Below are 18,789 nucleotides of genomic sequence, written 5' to 3'. Positions count from 1 at the left end.
GAAGTCGTGCCTGTGAAGGAGGCTCCGCGTTCCGGGCCGCGGCGGGGTTCAGCGCCCGAGGATCTGGAGGAGAGCGCCGGTCAGTTCCTTCTCCATGTCCGCCGTCCCGGCCTCGGCCCGCCAGGCCACGAAGCCGTCCGGACGTACCAGCACCGCGCCTTCCGGTGCGACGCCGTGCACCGAGGCCCAGTCCGCGTCGCCGCCGGTGTCCAGGTCGTACTCCGCCCCGTCGCCGATGGAGTGGACGTCGAGCGGTACGTTGAGCCGCGCGCCGACGGTGCGGGCCGCGGTGTGCCAGGCAGGACCCCCGCAGAGCAGGACGAAGGAGCGCTCGTACAGGTCGACGGTGGAGACCGTCGCCCCGTCGCGTGTGACCCAGAGATGCGGGGCGCGGCTTCCGGGCTCGCCGTTCAGGCTCAGGACGTCGGGGAGGACGGGGTCGTCCGCGTTCGCGCCCACCACCGCCCGCGAGGCGTAGCGATATCCCAGTGCCACGGTCATCAGGTCCGCGGTGTCGTTCGACGCCGTCCTGGCGGAGTAGCCGGGGTGCTGTTCGCGAGCCGCCTGGATCGTCGCCCGCGCGCTGGTGGCCTGTGCCACCGGCCTGCGCTCGGCCTCGTAGCTGTCCAGCAGCGCCGGGTCCGCCCAGCCCCGGAGGACCCCGGAGATCTTCCAGGCGAGGTTGTGCGCGTCCTGGATACCGGTGTTGGATCCGAACGCCCCGGTCGGCGGCATCTCGTGAGCGGAGTCACCGATGAGGAAGACGCGTCCGTCCCGATAGCTGTTCGCCACGCGGTCCGCCGCGTGCCACGGTGCTCGTCCGGTGATCTCCACGTCCAGGTCGCGCACCCCGGCCGCCGCCCTGATGTGGTCGGTGATCCGGGCATCGGTGAAGTGCTCCAGCGTCTGTCCGCGCTCCGGGAACCAGGGCACATGGAAGACCCACTGCTCCTCGTTGTCCACGGGCAGCAGCACGCCTTCGCCGGTGGGGTCGGTGACGTAGCAGACGACGAACTTCTGCTCCCCCGCGACCTCGCGCAGCATCTTGCTGCGGAAGGTGACGCTGACGTTGTGGAACAGATCGCCCGAGCCCGAGTGCTCGATCCCGAGCCGCTGGCGGACGGGGCTGCGGGGACCGTCCGCGGCGAGCAGGTAGTCCGACCTCACCGTGTACGTCTCACCGGTGTCCCTGGACTGCAGAACGGCCTGCACCCCGTCGTCGTCCTGGCTGAAGGACAGCAGTTCCGTGCTGAAGCGCACGTCCCCGCCCAGGTCGCGGGCGCCTTGCAGCAGGACCGGTTCCAGATCGTTCTGGCTGCAGGCGCAGCGCATCGTCGAGCACAGGTCCGCCTCGGGCGGCCTGCCCGTGATCCGCGCCGAGAGCCACCGCCGGTTCGTACCGCGCAGGGTGTCCACCTGCAGGATTCCGTGGTTCTTCGACAGCGTGGTCGCGGCTTGCCGGATCTGCGGCTCGAGGCCGGCGGTCCGGAACAGTTCCATCGTCCGCATGTTGTTGCCGCGGCCGCGCGGATGCGCCGACGTGGCGGCGTGGCGCTCGACGACACAGTGCTGGATGCCCAGGCGTCCGAGGAACACGGATGCGGACAGGCCCACGAGTGAGCCCCCCACGACCAGGACGGGCACATACTCGTTGCCGCGATCGTTCATCGCGTTCTCTCCTCCGGATCAGCGTCTTCGCAGCACGGGGCCGATGGGGTTCCGTGGCTCGCTCTCAGTTTTTTTGCCATGCGCGGCGAGCCGATAAGCAGCGATCACCCGAACAGAGGTACATCCGCCCCGCCGCAGCCCGTACGAATGGGCCCGGCGACCGTGCGGGAGGCCAGTGGGATGCGATCGGGCGAATCGCGTTTATGCACGGGACCGTTCCGGGGACCGGTGGATCGTAAGTCGCACATCTGCTGTCCCGTGGCCGGGGCGGAAGCTTTCAGAAAGGCCGGGATGATGACTCAGCTCGACGAACGGGACACGACGAACTCGACAGCGGACGCGATCGCGGCGGCCTCACGCGGTTCTGTGGAGTACCGCGCCAACCCCTATCCGGTGTACGCGTGCCTGCGCGAGTCGGCCCCGGTGTGCCGCCTGACTCCCCCACACGGGGTGGCCACCTACCTGATCACCCGGTTCGACGACGCCAAGGCCGCCCTGACGGACCCCCGCATCAGCAAGGACATGTACGCGGCAATGGACGCGTACCACACCATCTTCGGTGACTCGTCCATCGCGCTCGACGACAACATGCTCTTCGCGGACCCGCCCAAGCACACCCGGCTGCGCCGCATCGTCAACAGGGCGTTCAGTCCGCGGCGTATCGAGTCCTTGGGTCCTCGTATTCAGCAGGTCACCGACGAACTCCTTGACCGCTGTTCCACCGACGCGCCCATCGACCTGCTGTCGTCCTTCGCCTTCCCGCTCCCGCTCATCGTGATCTGCGATCTCATCGGAATTCCCGAGCACGAGCGCGCGCAAGCGCAGAAATGGTGCACCACCGTCGCCCGGACCGGATTCAGCAAGGCGGACAAGGAAAAGCTGGCACAGGCCGAGGGATCGCTGCGGGACTACTTCGCCGAACTCATCTCGCGGAAGCGGGAGAACGCGTCCGACGACCTGCTCAGTGATCTGATCCGGACGCAGGACGAGCAGGGCGCCATGACCGACGGCGAGCTTCTGTCGACGCTGTGGGTGCTGCTCTTCGCCGGCCACAAGACGACCGCGTACCTCATCGGCAACGCCGTGTTCAACCTGCTGACGCACCGCGACCAGCTGCACGAGGTCCTGGAGGACCCGGAACTGCTGCCGAACGCCATCGAGGAGGTCATCCGCTTCGAGGGCTCGGTGGAGAACGCGACGTTCCGGCATGCGCTGGAGGACATCGACATCAGAGGCACGCTCATTCCCAAGGGTTCCCTCGTGCAGGTCGCGGTCGCCTCCGCGAACCGGGACCCGGAGAAGTTCGCCTGCCCCGACACCTTCGACGTGAAGCGGCCGGGTCTGCAGAGCGCGCACCTCGGCTTCGGCAGCGGAGCGCACTACTGCCTCGGTGCGCCGTTGGCCAGAATGGAGATGCGGACGGCGCTGACCACGCTCTTCCAGAAGTTCCCGAAGATCGACCTCGACTTCCCGGCGTCCGAGGCCGAATGGCTCAAGGTCCCGTTCCCCGCCTTCCGCGGACTTGAGAGGCTCCCTGTCACGCTGGTTCCGTGACCGGTCGTCGGGTTCCCCGGATCGGCACACCCACGGGCCTTCGGCGCGCATCACGCCGAAGGCCCGTGACCTTTACGCGTACCTGAGCAGCCCTGCCGCCGACGGGTCCGCCATCACCACCGACCTCCTGATCGGGGCCGACGGTGCCTGGTCGCGCGTCCGGCCGCTGCTCTCCCCGGTCGAGCCCGCCCCGGTCCTGTCCCACTTCGAGGGCTGGGACGAGAACCTGCGCGCCCTCGTCGCGGACGCCGACGGCGCACTCGTCCCCCGCCGCATCCACGCCCTGCCCGTCGGGCACCGCGGAGTCCGCCACCAGCCTGGAGACCATGTTCGGCGAACGGGGCCTGGAGCGAATGACCGAGTTCCTCGCCTCCCACCGGGAAGCCGAGTGAAGCCGCGTCAGGACGAGGCCGCCCGGCCGTCACCGGACGGGGGCGGGGAGACCAGCGTCGTCAGGTAGTCGTCAAGAAGCGCGATCTGGCGGTGGGGTGGGAACGCCTCGGGGTCGAGGAGGGCCTGTACGACCAGGCCGAGCACGAAGGACTGGATGCCGGCCGCGACGCGGGCCGCGTCTCCTGCGGGCAGTTCGCCGAGTTGCTGGGCCGCGGCGACCAGGTCGCGCAGCTTGTCGCGGCTTCGCGCGTACTTGCCGGCGTAGTCGGCGCTCAGCTCCGGGTCGGCGAGCGCGATGTCCCAGGAGGACACCCAGATCCGGTTGCCGACGGTGGACTCGTCCGTCAGCGGCAGGACGTCGAGGAGCGCGGCCCTCACCGCTGACATGCCTTTCCCCGCGGTACGCCGAAGCCGGGCGTCGCTGCGCAGTTCGAGCAGGTCCAGGGCGTACACGACGAGGTCGCGCTTGGTGGGGAAGTAGTGGGTGAGCAGGCCGGTGGTCGCGTCGAGTTCGGCGGCGACGGCGCGCATGGTCAGTCCGCCGAAGCCGTGCGCGGCCAGCACCCGCCAGACCGCTTCCGAGACGTCGCGCCGGCGGGCCTCGTGGTCCCCCTTGGTGCGTGGCATGCTGCTACCGTACATAACCATAACGCTTGTTGTGTGAATGGGGTCACCATGTTCTCCCTGCCGCTGCGGGACGACGCGCTTCTGCGTCCGCTCGAGGTATGGCACGCCGAGGAGTTCGCCGCCCATATGGACCGGGCGCGCGAGCACATCCGGCCCTGGGTCGGGGCGAAGTTCGTCACCGACGATCTCGACGGCGCGCGGGCCACGTTGCGCCGCTACGCGGAGCGCCAGGCCGCGGACGGCGCCCGCATCTACGGCATCTGGCTCGACGGAGTGCTGGTCGGCGGCGTGATGTTCGTGGACTTCGACGCCGTCTCCGGCTCGTGCGAGATCGGTTGCTGGCTGGAGCCGGCCGCGGAGGGGCACGGCCTGGTGACGGAGGCGTGCCGCACCTTGCTGGAGTGGGCGTTCACCTCCCGGGGCGTGCACAGGGCCGAGTGGCACTGCCGGGCCGACAACGGGCGCAGCTCCGCGGTGGCCAAGCGGCTCGGCATGACACTCGAGGGTGTGCGGCGCGAGTACTGGCCCTACGGCGGCACCCGTTACGACAAGGAGATGTGGGCGGTCCTCGCCCCGGAATGGCGCGCCCACCGCCAGTGACGGCAAGCCCGCGTGCCCGGTTCGAGGAACCGGAGGGCCCGGTACGCCAGTCGTACGGGGCCCCAGTGAGTCGCCCGGTCGAGCGAGGATGATCCGGGTCAGGGGTTGGCGGCCGACCGCTCGTCGTCGGTGAGGGGCGGCTTGGCCAGGAACGGCCGCTTCGGTCCGAGCAGCATCGGGACGAGCATGTCCGGGGAGAACAGGCGGGTCGCCGGCTTCTCCATGCTCATCACGTCCAGCAGGGCGCCGAGCGCGCGCGGGTTGCGGGCGCCGGTGGCCACCGCCCGGTCGACGAACGCGGCGAGGTAACGCTCCACGGCGGTGGGCGGGGTGACACTGGCACCGGGGTAGAACGCGTCCTGGCCGACGGCCAGGTCCCAGGCGGCGGCGACGGGCCGGGCCGCGACGCGCTGGAGGCGGCGCGCGAGACCGTGGACCGTGACCGGGGTGGTGCGCAGGGTGTCGCGGATGGCGAGGGCGCCCTGAGCGGCGACGGTGAGGCCGTGGCCGTAGACGGGGTTGTATCCGGCGATGGCGTCGCCGAGGACGGTGAACCCGTCGGGCCAGCGGGCGAGTTTCTCGTAGTAGCGGCGGTGGTTGGCGGTGCTGCGTGTGGTGGCGACGTCGCCGAGCGGCTCGGCGGTCTTGAGCAGTTCCCCGATGACGGGGTCGCCCAGGCCGAGCGCGAAGTCGACGAACGCGTCGGGGTCGCCGGTGGGTTCGCCGCCACGGGTGCCGGAGAGCGTGACGATCCAGCGGCCGTCCTCCACGGGGAGGATGATCCCGCCCTGGCCGGGCGCGTGTGCGGGGTTGGCCTGGACGTTGACGAGGGGGAAGTCCCTGTCGGCGGTGGTGCCCGGTGCGCGGTAGACGCGGGTGGCGTAGGCGACGCCGGCGTTGACTTCCCGCTCGGCGACGCGGGGCAGGCCGAGGTCCTCGAGCCACTGGGGGGCGCGGGATCCGCGGCCGGAGGCGTCGATGACGAGGTCGGCGGTGAGGAAGGACGTGTCGTCTCCCGTGTGGACCTGGACCCCGGTGACACGGTCGGCGTCGCCCACGAGGGCCAGGGCGGTGGTGTCCTGACGGAGCGTTATTCGCTGGTCGGCGAGGACGTGCCGGCGCAGCACGGCGTCGAGGAGGTCGCGGGAGCTGACGAGGTTGCGGTGGTGCGTCGCCGTGAAACGGCGGAACCACACCTCGTTGGGGGCGCGGGAGACCATGTCGCCCATGATGTGGACCAGGCGGCCGCCCTCGGCGACGACGCCGTCCACGAGGCCGGGCACCAGGTCGTTGAATGCCCGTACGCCGCCGCTCCACACCAGATGGGCATGCCTGGCCTGGGGAACGCCGCGGCGGGGCCCGGGGCCGTCGGGCAGGGTGTCCCGTTCGAGGAGGGTGACGTCGGCGTGGTCGGTGAGTGCGGCGGCGGCGAAAAGACCCGCGGCGCTGGCGCCGATGACGATGGCGGTGGGTCGGCGGGCGGTTGTGTCAGGCATGTGCGGTCACGCTCTCTGTGCTGGTCACCCGCCGGCGGATGCTGCCGATGAGGCGGGGGCGGGACAGGGCCCGGGAGACGGCGTCGATGTGGTCGGCGATGTCGGGTGCGGCCTGCTGGGGCCGGCCGACGACGGGGGTCTGGTCGCGGTACGCGTCGGTGGCGGCCTGGATGGCGACGGCCCCGGCGATCCCGTGGGCCTCGTCGGCGCCGTGGGCGGCCGCGGCCGCCTCGTACGCCTGCCGGTAGAGGACCTGGTCGAGGTAGGGGGCGAGCAGGCGCAGCGCGTCATGGATGCGCTGCCGGCGCTGTACCAGGCGCAGATCGACCGGGGCCCAGAAGCCGAGCCGGGCGGTGGCCGCGGCGGTCTTGACGACGCGGACCACGCGCCACAGGGACCGCAGCCGCCAGTAGTCACGCTGGTCCCGGCTCCACCGTTGCAGGGCGGGCCCGGTCTGCGGGGCGATGAAGCCGAGGGCGACCAGCATGGCTTCCACGAGCGCGAAGGGAGGCGCGGCCTTGGTGCTGAGCAGGTCGAGGTCGGTTCCGAACCAGCGGGCGCTCACCGCGATCAGCTTGGTGACATCGAAGACCAGCCCGGATGCGAACCCGAGTTGCAGGAAGATCACGCCGGTCTTCAGCCACCGGTTGGTCACTTCCGGCAGCCACCGCCACAGCATGTAGGTGGCGACCAGGGCCGACACCATGTGCGCGAGCACGTACAGCAGGATGTGCTCGCGCATCCAGGGCGTGCAGGCGTAGTAGGTGTCGAGGTCGTAGACGCGGGGTTCGGGGGCGTGGGCCAGGAGGAACGTCGCCCAGAGGCCGACTCCGACGGCCGCGTAGATCCAGTAGATGCGGATCATCCGCCGCCGCCGGCCTTCGGAGGGTGCCTCCCGCCACCGGATGATCATGGTCAGGCCGGTCGCGTTGAACGCGGTGAGGAACGAGTACGCCCACGGCGCCGCGATGTTCGGGACGCCGGTCAGCACGTTGAGCCGGTGAATGTTGATCGGGGTGATCACGACGAGGACGGCCGTGGCCCAGGTGAGCAGCAGGGTGGTCGCCCTGACGTCGGGGTCGCGCCAGGCCCGTAAGAAGGTCGGCGTCTTGAAGGCGAGCGCGATGGCGAGCAGAGCGGTGGGCAGCAGGTACGGCACATGAAAGTGAGGGCTCATCGGAGAAGGCGCCCGCCCCGGTTCAGCAGCGACAGGTTCAGGCGGCCCTCCAGGGTGGTCGCGCTGACCGGGCTCTCCGCGTACCGGCCGGTCACCCACGTGCGGACCTCACGGCCGAAGAGCAGGCCGAAGGTCTCGGCGTCCACTTCCTGACTGTCGACCGAGTCGGACCGGGCTGCGACGGTCAGGAGGGCGTCCCGTGGGACTTCCTCCGTGGTGAGGATCTGCTCGACCGCTCGCCGCACGGCTTCGGGTGCCACGCCGGTGGTGGCGCGGGCCGCCGCGTTCATGCCGGCGACGTGGTGGCCGCAGTCACCGTTCTCCTCGTGCCACAGTTCGTGCCCGAGGATGACGAGCTGGGCCTCGGGGTGCATGCTCTGCTCGACCACGATGACGGAGCGCTCCCCGAAGTCGATCCTCATGCCGGAGACCGGGACGGGCAGGTCCGCGGGGAACGAGCGGAAGGCCAGTTGGACGGGACGGCCCGTGCGCGCGCTCATGGCCCGGCAGAACGCGTTCATGACGGCCCTCGGTTCGCCGGGCCGCCGGACGGTCCTGGATGCTTCCCTGCCGAGGGTGGTGAGCAGGGACTTCATGGCGCGGGTACTCATCGGCCGTTGTCCTCCTGTGGGGGCATGACGGACTTGATGACGCCGGCAAGGAGCGTCTCGAGCTGCTCGGCGGTCAGGCTTCCGTGGTGGCGCATGTCTGCGGCGACCACGCCGTACTTCTTCATCAGGGCCTGGACGGGGTCCTGTTCGGGCTTCTCGTACGTGTCCAGGATCGGCAGCAGTGCCCGGTTGAGGGCGTCGGGGGCCTCGTCGGTGAAGAAGGCCTCTCTCCCGTCGTCGAGGTCGAAGAACTTCACCAGGGCGTGGAGGAGTTCGACGGAGGGAACCTTCCTGCCGTCGATGATCTGCCGGGCCCACACCTCGGATATGCCGCACTGCCGGTGCACGGCGGCGACCAGCTCCGGCTTTCGTCTCCCGGTCCGGGCCAGGTGGACGTCGGCGAGCTTCCTCACCCGTGCGCAGACCCGTGCGCCAACCTCCTCACGGGGTGGTGTTCCCCGGGCGAGGAGCGTACGGACGGTGCTTTCCGGCAGAGCCGTCCTCTCTGCCAGCCGGCGGGGGTCGAGGAGTTCCGCACGGTTCAACCGCTGATCTTCGATGAGCGCGTCTAATCGCTGAAGCGTCTCGGGGAGGGACGACTTGGGCCTCACCGGTGGTCTCCCGGTTCTCATCAGTTGTGGTGTGGCGTGCAGCCTACGCGGACGACACCCGTCGTACCAACGATCGTTTTCAGCCCGGACAACGATCGTTGTCATCTGCTGACGGCGCGTTCGCCAGGATCCTGGACGCTCCGCCGTGGCCCCGACCACCCGGCTCATCAGAACACCGGCGGCCCCGCCTCTATGCGGCGCAGAACTGGTGGCAGGCGGTCGAGGCCGGGGCCGGTCTGCACTTGTCGTTCGTCCCACCAGGTGGCGCCGGCGTCGCGCAGCGGGCCGATCACGTCCCTGGCCTTGGCCGCGTCCGGGGACGTGGCACCGCCCAGCACGAACTCGAAGGGCGACTCGGCCCCGACCGTACGGTGTTCGCGTACATAGCCGACGAGTTCGCGCACTTCGGACGCGTCCGGTACATGGCCATGACGGGCCGTCTCGAAGAGCGGCACCACGCCGTCCCACCGCGCCGCTCGCCGCATGGGTGGGCGACGCGGCCAGAATCCGCCGATCCACACCGGTGGACCGGGACGCTGAACGGTGGCGGGCAGTAGCGCCACGTTCCTGGCCTCGTAGTGCCGGCCGCGGTGGTTCACCGGCTCGCCGGACCAGTATCGCCTCAACAGGTCCAGTCCCTCGTCGAGCCGCTCGGCGAGGAGGCGTGGCTCGGCGGCGTCGCCGAAGCTACGGTACTCGTCCTCGATCGGGCCGCCGAGCCCGGCGGCGAAGACCACCCGGCCGCCGCTGAGATGGTCCAGGGTGGCCACCTGGCGGGCGAGTTGCTGCGGACGGTAACGCGGGACCGGCGTCAACAGGGCGCCCAGTCGGATCCGGGAGGTCGCGAGCGCGGCCGCGGTCAGCAGCATCCAGGGGTCTGCGAAGGGACGGCCCTGGTGTTGCCGATGCAGTACGTGGTCCCAGACGAAGAGCCCGTCCCAGCCGGCCTGTTCGGCGGCAGCGGCCGCGGTTGCCACGTTGCGAGGGTCCGCGAAGTCTCCGATGTTGGGAACGTTGATGGAGAAGCGCATTCCAGCAGGATGCGCAGCCGGCCGCGAAGGAGCAATCGGATTGATTCCTGAAGTGCGCCTCCTCGCAAGCTCCTTGATGTGCGGGTTGTCCAGTTGCCATGGTCCGCTCCGACGGCCTTCCGAAGTCCGGCGCGGATTGGTCCCTTGCTTCTCACCAGGTCGACCGGGAGACTGTCGCGGTGCTGCGTACGTGCCGTCGCCGGCGGTGGCGGATCCGACGTCCTGGGAGTGGCCGGCCATGACGGAACTCGTGCCACCTCTGCCTGCCGGCTACCGGGCACGCCCGATGACAGGCGATGACATCGGCACCGTCCATCGCCTCGTCTCGGCCTGCGAGCGTGAGCTGTACGGCCGGGTGCGGACCGACGCCGGCGGCATCGCCGCCGTTCTCGCCCGGCCGGGGCTGGTCCCGGAGCTGGACACGCTCCTGATCCACGACCGGACGGGGCAACTGACCGCTCGCGCATGGGTGGACCGGCGCTCTGAGGTCGACGTCCATCCCCTGCACCGGGGCCGCGGTCTCGGCGCCGTACTCCTGGACTGGGCCGAAGTCCGTGCCCGCCGGGCAGGGATCGGGCAGATCGTCCAGACCGTGCCGGACGACGACCCGGAGGCCGTCGCACTGCTGCGCTCCCGCGGGTATGAGCCGATGGTGACCGAATGGCTGCTGGAGTTCGTCATGTCCGACGAGCCCGCGGTGCCGGAGCCTCCCGCGGGCATCACGGTCCGGCCCTTCCGCCCGGGCGACGAGCAGCACGTACACCAGCTCATCGAGGACGCCTTCGACGAGTGGCAGCAGCGGCGCTACTCCTACCAGGAGTGGGCCCAGCACACCGTCGAGCGCCCCGCATTCGCGCCCGTGATGTCCGCCCTGGCCTTCGACGGCGGCCAACTGGTCGGCGCCGTGGTCGCGTTGGATCCACCGGAGACCGGCGAGGGCTACGTCGAGCAGGTCGCGGTTCACCGTGACCACCGCAACCAGGGCATCGCCCGCCTGCTCCTGCTGCACGCCTTCCGCGCCTTCCATCGGCAAGGCCGGCGGACGTGCACCCTCGGCACGCACTCCGACACCGGCGCGCTCACCCTCTACCTGCGCGTGGGCATGAGGGTTCGCCACAGCTCCACGGTCTGCCGGAAACGCCTGGGGATGCCGGAGGTCGGCTAGAGACCCAGGTCGCTCAGGCCCGGGTGGTCGTCGGGGCGGCGGCCGAGGGGCCAGTGGTACTTGCGCTCCTCTTCCTTGACAGGGAGGTCGTTGATACTCGCCAGGCGGACCCGCATCAGGCCCTGCTCGTCGAATTCCCAGTTCTCGTTGCCGTAGGAACGGAACCAGTTGCCCGAATCGTCGTGGCACTCGTAGGCGAAGCGGACGGCGATGCGGTTCCCCTCGAAGGCCCACAGCTCCTTGATGAGCCGGTAGTCCAGTTCCCTGGTCCACTTCCTGGTGAGGAAGGCGACGATCCGCTCGCGGCCGTTGATGAATTCGGCACGGTTGCGCCAGCGGCTGTCGACCGTGTAGGCGAGAGCCACACGCTCAGGGTCCCGGGTGTTCCACGCGTCCTCGGCGAGGCGGACCTTCTCGGTCGCGCTCTCCCGGGTGAACGGGGGAACAGGAGGCTTCGAGGCCATGGACTCTCCCGGAGCATCACGGTTTTCAAGGTCTGGTGCCCGCCATACCGACTCGGTCGCGTTCGGCGATTCATTCCATACCGATCATTCGCGTGATCGCAACGGCACATCCGCGGCCCCTTGACCCGCTCCGCGGGTCTCGGTTCATGTCCGCCGCCTCGACGGCCGCGAGCATCAGGCCGTCGGGCTGCCGCGCACCCATCAGGGTGAACAAGCACCGTGAGGAGAACCGGTCGGCGCCCTCTGGCCTGCGGGTTGCCATGTAAGCGGGGAATCCGGGCGGCGTGCGCCGCGCACGACGACGTAGCAACCTGGAGGCATGGCCGTGATCCGCCCGCGATCACGCGCCCGTGGTTGGCGGCGTGGGGCGGTCACTGTGCGAGGTGACGGCCCGCCGTGGTGCGCGACGAAAGGTGACCCATGAAGTGCGCGGTGATCGGCGGTACCGGCCTGATCGGCTCGCAGGTCGTGAAGAAGCTCAACGCGGCAGGACATGAAGCGGCGCCGCTCTCGCTGTCCACAGGCGTGGACGTGGTCAGCGGCCAGGGTCTGGAGGAGGCGGTGGCCGGTGCCGACGTCGTCGTCAACGTGACGAACTCCCCGACCTTCGACGAGGCTTCCCTGACGTTCTTCCGGACCTCCATGGACAACATCCTGGCCGCCGGCCGCAAGGGCGGGGTCGGGCATGTCGTCATCCTCTCGATCGTCGGTACCGACCAGGTGCCCGGACTCGTCTACTACCAGGCCAAGACCCTGCAGGAAGACATTCTCAAGGCCGGGCCGATCCCCTACTCCATCGTCCGCGCCACCCAGTTCATGGAGTTCATCGACGCCGTCCTGTCCTCGACCACCGAGGGCGGCACCGTCCGCCTGCCCAGCACCCTTGTCCAGCCGATCGCCGCCCAGGAGGTCTCCGACGCCGTCGCCGACGTCGCCCTCGGCCCTCCTCTGAACGGCACCCTCAACATCGCCGGCCCCGACGTCTTCGCCCTCGACGAACTCGGCCAGGTCACTCTGAACGCCCGCCCCGACGGCCGCAGGGTCGTCACCGATGACACCGCCGGCATGTTCGCCGCCGTCCACGGCGACGCCATCATCGCCAAGGGCGACGCCCGCATCGCGCCCACCCACTACCGCGACTGGCTCACGTCCCGCACTTGAGGCCGGCGTAACGGCGGGCGGGCGCTGCCGTAATTCCCGGGCGGACGTGGTGGCGGGTCTCGTACGGTTGCGGGATGTTGACCGTACGAGCTATGACGGAAGCCGATGTTCCGGCTGTGTCGGTGATACGAGTGACCGGCTGGCAGGCCGCCTATGACGGGATCGTGCCGCGGTCCTTCCTCGACGGCATGACGGTCGAGGCGGATGTTCAGCAGCGCCGTCGGCACTTCGAGAGCTCGAAGGAGGGCACCACCGGCACGACCAACCTGGTGGCGGTCGACACTCACGGACGAGTGGTGGGCTGGGCGTGCCTTGGGCGTTCCGGCGACGACGGGACCAGTACGGCTGTGGGTGAGCTTTACGCCCTGTACGTGCAGCCCTCACTCGTTGGGACCGGGATCGGGCGTACGCTCCTCGACGCCGCGCACGCTCAGGCTCGAGTGCGTGGCCTCAGCCTGATGCTTTTGTGGGTCCTCACCGACAACACTCGGGCACGTCGCTTCTACGAGCGGGCCGACTACACCGCCGACGGTGCCGTTCAGGCTGATGACTACGACGGAGTGTCGGTGCCGGAGGTTCGTTACCGGCACGTCCTGTAGGAGGGCAGGCGGAAAGCCCCGGAGCATGGCTCCAGGGCTTCGAGGCTTTCCCGTGAGCCGCGGTGGGTCAGGGTGACCGGGGTGACGATCAGCCGGGGAAGCGGACCGACTCCAGTACCCGGGCCGTCTCCGCGTGGCCCGTGTAGTCGAGGAACAGTATCCGGGAGACGGGCAGGTACCACGCCTGGGGTGAGAAGCGGTAGCCGCTCGTGCAGGCGGCCGTCCAGCGGTCGTAGGCCGCCGTGCGGCTCCCCACCGGGCGCAGGCCGGACTCGATCGGCGGCGACGACGTGCCGCTGGTGATGCCGTTGAAGGAGCCGTCCGCGAGGGTCGGGCGGACCGGGCAGGGCTGGACGTCGCTGGCCGCGTACCAGCCGCCGGACTGACGGGCCTGGTAGGGACGCAGTTCGCTGCCGGTGATGGAGCCGGACTTGACGGCGATTGCGGCGCAGCCGAACGCCGTGGGCAGCCCGGCCCGCTGGACGGGCTGTACGCAGGCCTCGCTGCCGTACCTCGTCAGGGTCCAGCCCGGGGGTATCTCGAACGTCAGCCCGGCGAAGGAGGTACGTGGCCAGGCGGCGCGAGCGGGCGGTGCGACCGTCTTCTTGGCGGGTGTCTGCTTCGGGGTCGGCTTCTGTGTGGGCTTCTGTATGGGCGTGGACGTGGTGCGGGCCGGGGTCGGAGTCGGCGATGCGCTCACCGGTGAACTCGCCACTGTCTCCTGGGGAGTCGGCCTCCCGGTTGTGGACTTCCCCGACGTGGCCCCCTCGTCGGCCGGGCCGCACGCGCTCGCGGCGACAGCGAAGGCCAGGCACGCGACGGCCGGCAGCAGGGGTCTGAGGCGCTTCTTCATCAATGATCTCTTCATGGCAGGCAGGAGTGTGCCAGCCGGACGCCTCCCCGCAACTCACGCGTACATAACGAAAGCATCGCCCGCCCTTTACCCGCGGAAGATGTGGGAGCGTGCACCGCCTTGCTCGTCCACTCGTCCAGCTGACAACCGACTTGACCTCCGCGAGCAACCGCCTGGTTGCGCCGCGTCAGGTGAGGCTCGCGGCCTGTTCCACTGTGTTCCGCGGTGCGTGCTCGCGGCGCGGGAGCAGCAGCGGGGTCGCCAGGAGGAGCACGCCGGCGGCGGCGAGCGCGATGCGGGGGCTGGTGACGGCGGCCAGCAGACCCCACGCGGCGGTCAGGGCCGCGATGGCGGTGCTGGTGCTGACCGACCACGCGGCCAGTGTGCGGGCGACGCGGTCCGGGCCGGTGTGGTCGAGACGGTAGGTGGACAGCACGGGGTTGTACACGGCGCAGCAGGTGATGAGACCGAGCTGGACGGCGATGACGAGGAGGATGCCGGGGAGGCCGGGTTGGACGAACGCCAATACGGCAGACCAGCAGGCGCGCAGTGCCCCGAAGGTGCGCATCACCCTGTGCTGCCCGGACCGCGCCACGAGCCGGCGGGCCAGACGTGAGCCGACGAGGCCACCGACGCATGGGGCCGCGAACACCAGGCCGTACTGCCAGGGTGCGAAACCGAGGCGGTTCAGCAGCAGTACGGCGAGCAGGGGTTCGGAGGCCATGATCAGGCCGTTGACCGCGAGCGTGTTGAAGAACAGCGGGCGCAGCACGGGGTGGGTGAGGATGTGGCGCCATCCTTCGAGCAGATCGCCCGCTCGAAGCCGCGGGGCGCCGGTCCGCGCGGGGCGCGGCTCGGTCCCTCCGATGGCGCGGATGCCGAGCGCCGAGAGCAGGTGGCTGACCGCGTCGGCCATCACGGTCGTCACCGGGCCGAACAGCCCGATCGCGGCCCCGCCGAGCGGTGGCCCCACCATGGTCGCGGACCACGTCGTGGACTCGAACCGGCTGTTCGCGACGAGGAGGTCCTCCGGCGGCAGGAGCGTCTTCAGATACGCGCCGCCGGCCGCGCTGAAGGCGATGTTGGCCGCGGCGACGCAGACGGACACGACGAGCAACTGGGCGAAGCTGAGCCGGCCGAGCGCGAAGGCGGCAGGGACGCTCATCAGAGCCGCGAACCGCACCAGGTCCGTCGCGATCATGACGGGCCGCTTGCGGCGGAACTCCATCCACGGGCCCAGCGGCACCGCCACCAGCGCCCCCACGGCCCGCCCCGCGGCGGACAGCGCCGCCACCTCGGCCGGACCGGAACGCAGCACGAGGACCGCGATCAGGGGGAACGCGCCGAACCCGAACCCGGTGCCGTACGAGCTGACCGCGTACGAGGCCCACAACCACCCGAACCGCCGCCCCAGCGACCGCCTGCCTGTCATCTCCGAAACGCCTCTCGCTCATCCGGACAACCCGGTGCCGACCATCGGCATCCAAGCGAGTGACGGATGGCCGGATCAAACAACCGAGGGCGAGGGACGTACAGCCATTCGTTGTACCGCCGGCATGTCGGACTGGTCCTCGATTCCCGCCTGGGCGTGGTGATCGGGCCGGCGCGCTGCCCAGGTGTCACGGCACATGACGTCGGTGGCGCAGGCCGATGCCGGCGGAACCGAGGTGCCTCGACGGGTGCTCCAATGACGCATGCGGACGCTCCGTCGACCATCGCGGGACGCCGAAGCGTCACGGGTCCTCGTGCGCTCCAGCAGCATCTACGCGTCCCAGAGCTCTCCCAGGGCGAGCAGATCGGCCCGGTACTCGATCCGTTCCGCCCACCGGGCGGGCCAGGCGTCCGTGCCCAGCCAGGCGCCCGCGAAGGCGCCGGTGAGGCAGGCGATGGAGTCCGAGTCGCCGGAGGAGCAGGCGGCTCGGCGCAGGGAGGTGACCGGGTCGTCGGGGAAGAGCAGAAAGCACAGCAGGCCGGTGGCGAAGGCCTCCTCGGCGACCCAGCCCGCACCCGTGGCCAGGCACGGGTCGGTCTCCGGGGAGACGCTGCGCACGGCCTCCTGGAGCCGTCCGAGTATCTCCAGGCACTCGTCCCAGCCGCGCGCGACGAAGTGCTCGGGGGTCGGGTCCTGGGAGCGGGTCCACAGGTCTCCGAGCCAGGTGTGGTGGTAGCGGGTGCGGTTGTCTTCGGCGTACGACCGCAGCCGGCCGAGGAGCCCCGCGGGGTCGGTGCCCTGAGCGAGCAGGTGTACCGCGTGCGCGGTGAGGTCCGAGGCTGCCAGGGCCGTCGGGTGACCATGGGTGAGCGCGGACTGCAACTGGGCGGCACCGGAGCGCTGTTCGTCGCTGAGTCCGGGGGCGAGCCCGATGGGGGCGACGCGCATGTTGGCTCCGCAGCCCTTCGAGCCGATCTGGCTGGCCTCCTGCCAGACCCGTCCCTCCACCTTCAGCAGATGGCAGGCTGTCAGGCAGGTCCTGCCCGGGGCCCGGTTGTTCTCCGGCGACTGGTACCAGTCGACGAACTCCTCGCGCAGCGGCCGCTCCAGCCGCTTCGGGGTGAGCAGGCCCCGGTCCATGGCGGTCCTGAGCGCGCGGCCGAGGGCGAGGGTCATCTGCGTGTCGTCGGAGACGATCGCACGCTTCGGCAGCTCCATTTCCCGCCATGGGCCGCACTTGGCGAGAATCGAGGGCACGTCGTTGAACTCGGTCGGGAAACCCAGGGCGTCGCCGAGGGCGAGCCCGATCAGTGCTCCGGTCGCGGCGCGCTTGCCCACCGTGTTCGCGGTCATGCAGGAAGTCCCTTCCCTCACTTATCGTCAAGAAGACCATAAGCGGCGTGAGGGGCTTCTCACAAGCTCGCCCGACGTAGAGTCAGGTCTCCCTCGCACCGGAAGGTGGCCCGTCCATGCCCGTGCCGAGCCTGCTGGCGGTCTTCGCCCACCCCGACGACGAGTCGTTGTCGGCAGGCGGGGTGCTCGCGCGGCACGCGGCCGCGGGCGCGCGGACCGCGGTCGTCACGGCGACCTGGGGCGCAGGCACCCCCCGAGCCGGGGAGTTGGCCGAGGCGCTCCGGATCCTCGACGCCGGCAGCCCGCGCTTGCTCGGCTTCGCCGACGCGCGTGTACCGCGGTCGGCCCCGGGCTGTCCGCGGTTGTGCGATGCGCCGCTGGACGAGGCGGTGCGGCGGCTGGTGGCGCACATCCGTGAGTTCCGCCCGGACATCATGGTCACTCATGACGCGTACGGCGGGCTGCCCGGACACCCGGATCACGTCCACACCCACCGGGTGACCGTGCTCGCTGCCCAAGCGGCCGGACTGGGGCAGCTCCACCCGGACACCGGTCCCCCCTGGCGGCCGAGCGCCCTGTACCTGGCCACGCACCCGCACTCCGCCGTGCCGGCACTGAGAGACGTGATCGGCGCGCGCAAGGCGAGGTTCAGCGTTCCGGACGAACACGTCACCGCGACCGTCGATGTCGGCCCCTGGATGGAGCAGAAGATCGCCGCGGTGCTGGCCCACCGCTCCGAGGTGGAGAGGGGAGCCCTCCCGGGCGTGATCGCCGGCCTTTCGCCGGATGAACGCAAACGCCTCTTCGCCACCGAGTGGTACATCCGCCATGTCCCGGTCGCGGCAGCGCCGCCCCAGACGGAACTGACCGCCTGACACACGGCCCCCTCCGTGAGGACGTCGGCCTCGTCTCCTGAAAGCCGTGGTGAGCGGGTGGCGTTGGGGGCAGGATGGTCGTCATGACGGTTGACGGATCCTCCATCGACTCCAGCAAGCCCAGCATCGCCCGCGTCTACGACTACCTGCTCGGCGGCAAGGACAACTACGCCGTGGACCGGAAGATCGGCGACGTGTTCAGACGTGACCTTCCCGGGTCGGTGGCCATCGCCTTCGCCAACCGCGCGGCGCTGACCCGGGCGGTCGAGGAGATCGTCACGACCACCGACGTACGGCAGTTCATCGACCTGGGCAGTGGTCTTCCGACCGCCGACAACGTCCACCAGGTCGCGCAGCGCCATGCTCCGGAGTCCCGGGTCATATATGTAGACACCGATCCCCAAGTGCTGGTCCATGGGCGGGCGTTGCTGGAGGAGAACGAGCGGACCCGGGTCGTCCCGGTCGACGTACGGAACCCGGAGGCCATTCGCACCCACCCGGACACCCTGGAGCTGATCGACTTCGGTCGCCCCGTCGCCGTCGTGTTCAGCGCCATCCTCCACCACGTCAACGACGAGGAGGACCCGGCCGGAATCGTCCGCTACTGGCGGGACCGGGTGCCCTCGGGGAGCTACTTCTTCGTCAGTCACTTCCGTTCCGGCAACAACCCGGAGACGGCGGAGGCCGAGAAGGTCCTGCAGCGGACCTTCGGGCGCGGCCGGTGGCGCACCGACGAGGAGATCGAATCCCTGCTGGACGGCCTGGAGATCCTCGAACCCGGGATCGTTCCCGCTCCCCTGTGGCGTCCCGGCACGGTGGAGGGCCCGTGGAGCGGCACCGGCGAACGAGAACTCACTGTCTGGGAGCGTCTCATCGCCGCCGGGCTGGCCCGCAAGGCCTAGGTGTGCTCCCTCTTACGGCTCGCTCCGGGAGGCGTTGCCGCCTCGGAGATGCCCGCCGAACGCCCGTGGCAAAATCACGACCGGGACAGGCGTCCCAGTCGCCACTGGCGCAAGAGCTCGGACTTGACTTCCTCCCCCGCCTTAAGGCGGGGGATTCCTACGGCTCGCGCCGTGGGGTTTCCTGCTTCGTCGCCGACTGCCCGCCCGGAGTGCTCCG

Annotated in this window: 18 protein-coding genes and 1 pseudogene; 8 read left to right on the top strand and 11 right to left on the bottom strand. The window is 70.1% G+C overall.

What is annotated here, in order from left to right; translation table 11 throughout:
- Positions 1-48: 48 nt before the first annotated feature.
- Positions 49-1,668 carry an FAD-dependent monooxygenase gene (locus ACIOWN_RS32495; RefSeq protein WP_362348869.1) on the bottom strand — a complete coding sequence of 540 codons (1,620 nt, stop codon included), beginning with the start codon at positions 1,666-1,668 and terminating at the stop codon, positions 49-51.
- A gap of 294 nt (positions 1,669-1,962) precedes the next feature.
- On the opposite strand from ACIOWN_RS32495, the gene ACIOWN_RS32490 reads away from it, so the two are divergent.
- Positions 1,963-3,222, top strand: a complete 1,260-nt coding sequence (locus ACIOWN_RS32490) for a cytochrome P450 (RefSeq protein ID WP_362349119.1) — start codon at positions 1,963-1,965, stop codon at positions 3,220-3,222.
- 97 nt (positions 3,223-3,319) lie between these two features.
- A pseudogene (locus ACIOWN_RS32485) lies at positions 3,320-3,532 on the top strand (hypothetical protein); the annotation flags it as partial.
- Positions 3,533-3,621: 89 nt separating this feature from the next.
- On the opposite strand, the gene ACIOWN_RS32480 reads toward ACIOWN_RS32485, so the two are convergent.
- Complete coding sequence (locus tag ACIOWN_RS32480; protein WP_401984202.1) at positions 3,622-4,242, bottom strand: TetR/AcrR family transcriptional regulator; 621 nt, start codon at positions 4,240-4,242, stop codon at positions 3,622-3,624.
- A gap of 48 nt (positions 4,243-4,290) precedes the next feature.
- On the opposite strand from ACIOWN_RS32480, the gene ACIOWN_RS32475 reads away from it, so the two are divergent.
- Positions 4,291-4,842, top strand: a complete 552-nt coding sequence (locus tag ACIOWN_RS32475) for a GNAT family N-acetyltransferase (protein WP_401984227.1) — start codon at positions 4,291-4,293, stop codon at positions 4,840-4,842.
- Between the two features lie 98 nt (positions 4,843-4,940).
- Here ACIOWN_RS32475 and ACIOWN_RS32470 read toward each other — a convergent pair whose 3' ends face one another.
- From ACIOWN_RS32470 to ACIOWN_RS32450, 5 genes are all read right to left on the bottom strand, one after another.
- Positions 4,941-6,338 (bottom strand): NAD(P)/FAD-dependent oxidoreductase, encoded by a 1,398-nt coding sequence (locus tag ACIOWN_RS32470; RefSeq protein WP_401984200.1) that lies wholly within the window; start codon positions 6,336-6,338, stop codon positions 4,941-4,943.
- Entirely contained in the window at positions 6,331-7,515 is a 1,185-nt protein-coding gene (locus ACIOWN_RS32465) for an MAB_1171c family putative transporter (protein WP_401984198.1), read from the bottom strand. Before ACIOWN_RS32465 ends, ACIOWN_RS32470 begins: the two co-directional genes overlap by 8 nt.
- Positions 7,512-8,126, bottom strand: coding sequence for a toxin (locus ACIOWN_RS32460; RefSeq protein WP_362348877.1), 615 nt, complete (start codon positions 8,124-8,126; stop codon positions 7,512-7,514). Before ACIOWN_RS32460 ends, ACIOWN_RS32465 begins: the two co-directional genes overlap by 4 nt.
- Entirely contained in the window at positions 8,123-8,539 is a 417-nt protein-coding gene (locus ACIOWN_RS32455; RefSeq protein WP_362348878.1) for a hypothetical protein, read from the bottom strand. Before ACIOWN_RS32455 ends, ACIOWN_RS32460 begins: the two co-directional genes overlap by 4 nt.
- A gap of 365 nt (positions 8,540-8,904) precedes the next feature.
- Complete coding sequence (locus tag ACIOWN_RS32450; RefSeq protein WP_362348880.1) at positions 8,905-9,768, bottom strand: LLM class flavin-dependent oxidoreductase; 864 nt, start codon at positions 9,766-9,768, stop codon at positions 8,905-8,907.
- A 238-nt stretch (positions 9,769-10,006) separates the two neighbouring features.
- On the opposite strand from ACIOWN_RS32450, the gene ACIOWN_RS32445 reads away from it, so the two are divergent.
- Positions 10,007-10,933 (top strand): GNAT family N-acetyltransferase, encoded by a 927-nt coding sequence (locus tag ACIOWN_RS32445; protein ID WP_362348882.1) that lies wholly within the window; start codon positions 10,007-10,009, stop codon positions 10,931-10,933.
- Here the strand turns inward: ACIOWN_RS32445 and ACIOWN_RS32440 are convergent.
- Positions 10,930-11,397, bottom strand: a complete 468-nt coding sequence (locus tag ACIOWN_RS32440; RefSeq protein ID WP_362348884.1) for a nuclear transport factor 2 family protein — start codon at positions 11,395-11,397, stop codon at positions 10,930-10,932. The genes ACIOWN_RS32445 and ACIOWN_RS32440 overlap by 4 nt on opposite strands.
- A 420-nt stretch (positions 11,398-11,817) precedes the next feature.
- Between ACIOWN_RS32440 and ACIOWN_RS32435 the strand changes: the two genes are divergently transcribed.
- Positions 11,818-12,558: an NAD(P)H-binding protein gene (locus ACIOWN_RS32435; protein WP_362348886.1), complete on the top strand. Its 741-nt coding sequence runs from the start codon at positions 11,818-11,820 to the stop codon at positions 12,556-12,558.
- 92 nt (positions 12,559-12,650) lie between these two features.
- Positions 12,651-13,157 carry a GNAT family N-acetyltransferase gene (locus ACIOWN_RS32430; RefSeq protein WP_362348887.1) on the top strand — a complete coding sequence of 169 codons (507 nt, stop codon included), beginning with the start codon at positions 12,651-12,653 and terminating at the stop codon, positions 13,155-13,157.
- A gap of 88 nt (positions 13,158-13,245) precedes the next feature.
- On the opposite strand, the gene ACIOWN_RS32425 is transcribed toward ACIOWN_RS32430, so the two are convergent.
- The 3 genes from ACIOWN_RS32425 to ACIOWN_RS32415 all read right to left on the bottom strand — a co-directional run bounded on the left by ACIOWN_RS32425 (position 13,246) and on the right by ACIOWN_RS32415 (position 16,795).
- Complete coding sequence (locus tag ACIOWN_RS32425; RefSeq protein ID WP_401984194.1) at positions 13,246-13,857, bottom strand: hypothetical protein; 612 nt, start codon at positions 13,855-13,857, stop codon at positions 13,246-13,248.
- Positions 13,858-14,197: 340 nt separating this feature from the next.
- Positions 14,198-15,442: an MFS transporter gene (locus tag ACIOWN_RS32420; RefSeq protein ID WP_362348890.1), complete on the bottom strand. Its 1,245-nt coding sequence runs from the start codon at positions 15,440-15,442 to the stop codon at positions 14,198-14,200.
- A 330-nt stretch (positions 15,443-15,772) separates the two neighbouring features.
- On the bottom strand, positions 15,773-16,795 hold the full coding sequence (locus tag ACIOWN_RS32415; RefSeq protein ID WP_362348891.1) for an ADP-ribosylglycohydrolase family protein: 1,023 nt from the start codon (positions 16,793-16,795) through the stop codon (positions 15,773-15,775).
- A gap of 116 nt (positions 16,796-16,911) precedes the next feature.
- Here ACIOWN_RS32415 and ACIOWN_RS32410 point away from each other — a divergent pair, with 116 nt between their 5' ends.
- Both ACIOWN_RS32410 and ACIOWN_RS32405 read left to right on the top strand, forming a co-directional pair.
- Positions 16,912-17,670 carry a PIG-L deacetylase family protein gene (locus ACIOWN_RS32410; RefSeq protein WP_401984191.1) on the top strand — a complete coding sequence of 253 codons (759 nt, stop codon included), beginning with the start codon at positions 16,912-16,914 and terminating at the stop codon, positions 17,668-17,670.
- 83 nt (positions 17,671-17,753) lie between these two features.
- Entirely contained in the window at positions 17,754-18,572 is an 819-nt protein-coding gene (locus tag ACIOWN_RS32405) for an SAM-dependent methyltransferase (RefSeq protein ID WP_401984189.1), read from the top strand.
- Positions 18,573-18,789 lie beyond the last annotated feature (217 nt).

It is taken from the genome of Streptomyces sp. NPDC087787, assembly GCF_044743035.1.
Classification (GTDB): Bacteria; Actinomycetota; Actinomycetes; order Streptomycetales; family Streptomycetaceae; genus Streptomyces.
Note: the sequence above shows the minus strand (reverse complement) of the source record. Positions and strands in the feature narration are given on the sequence as shown.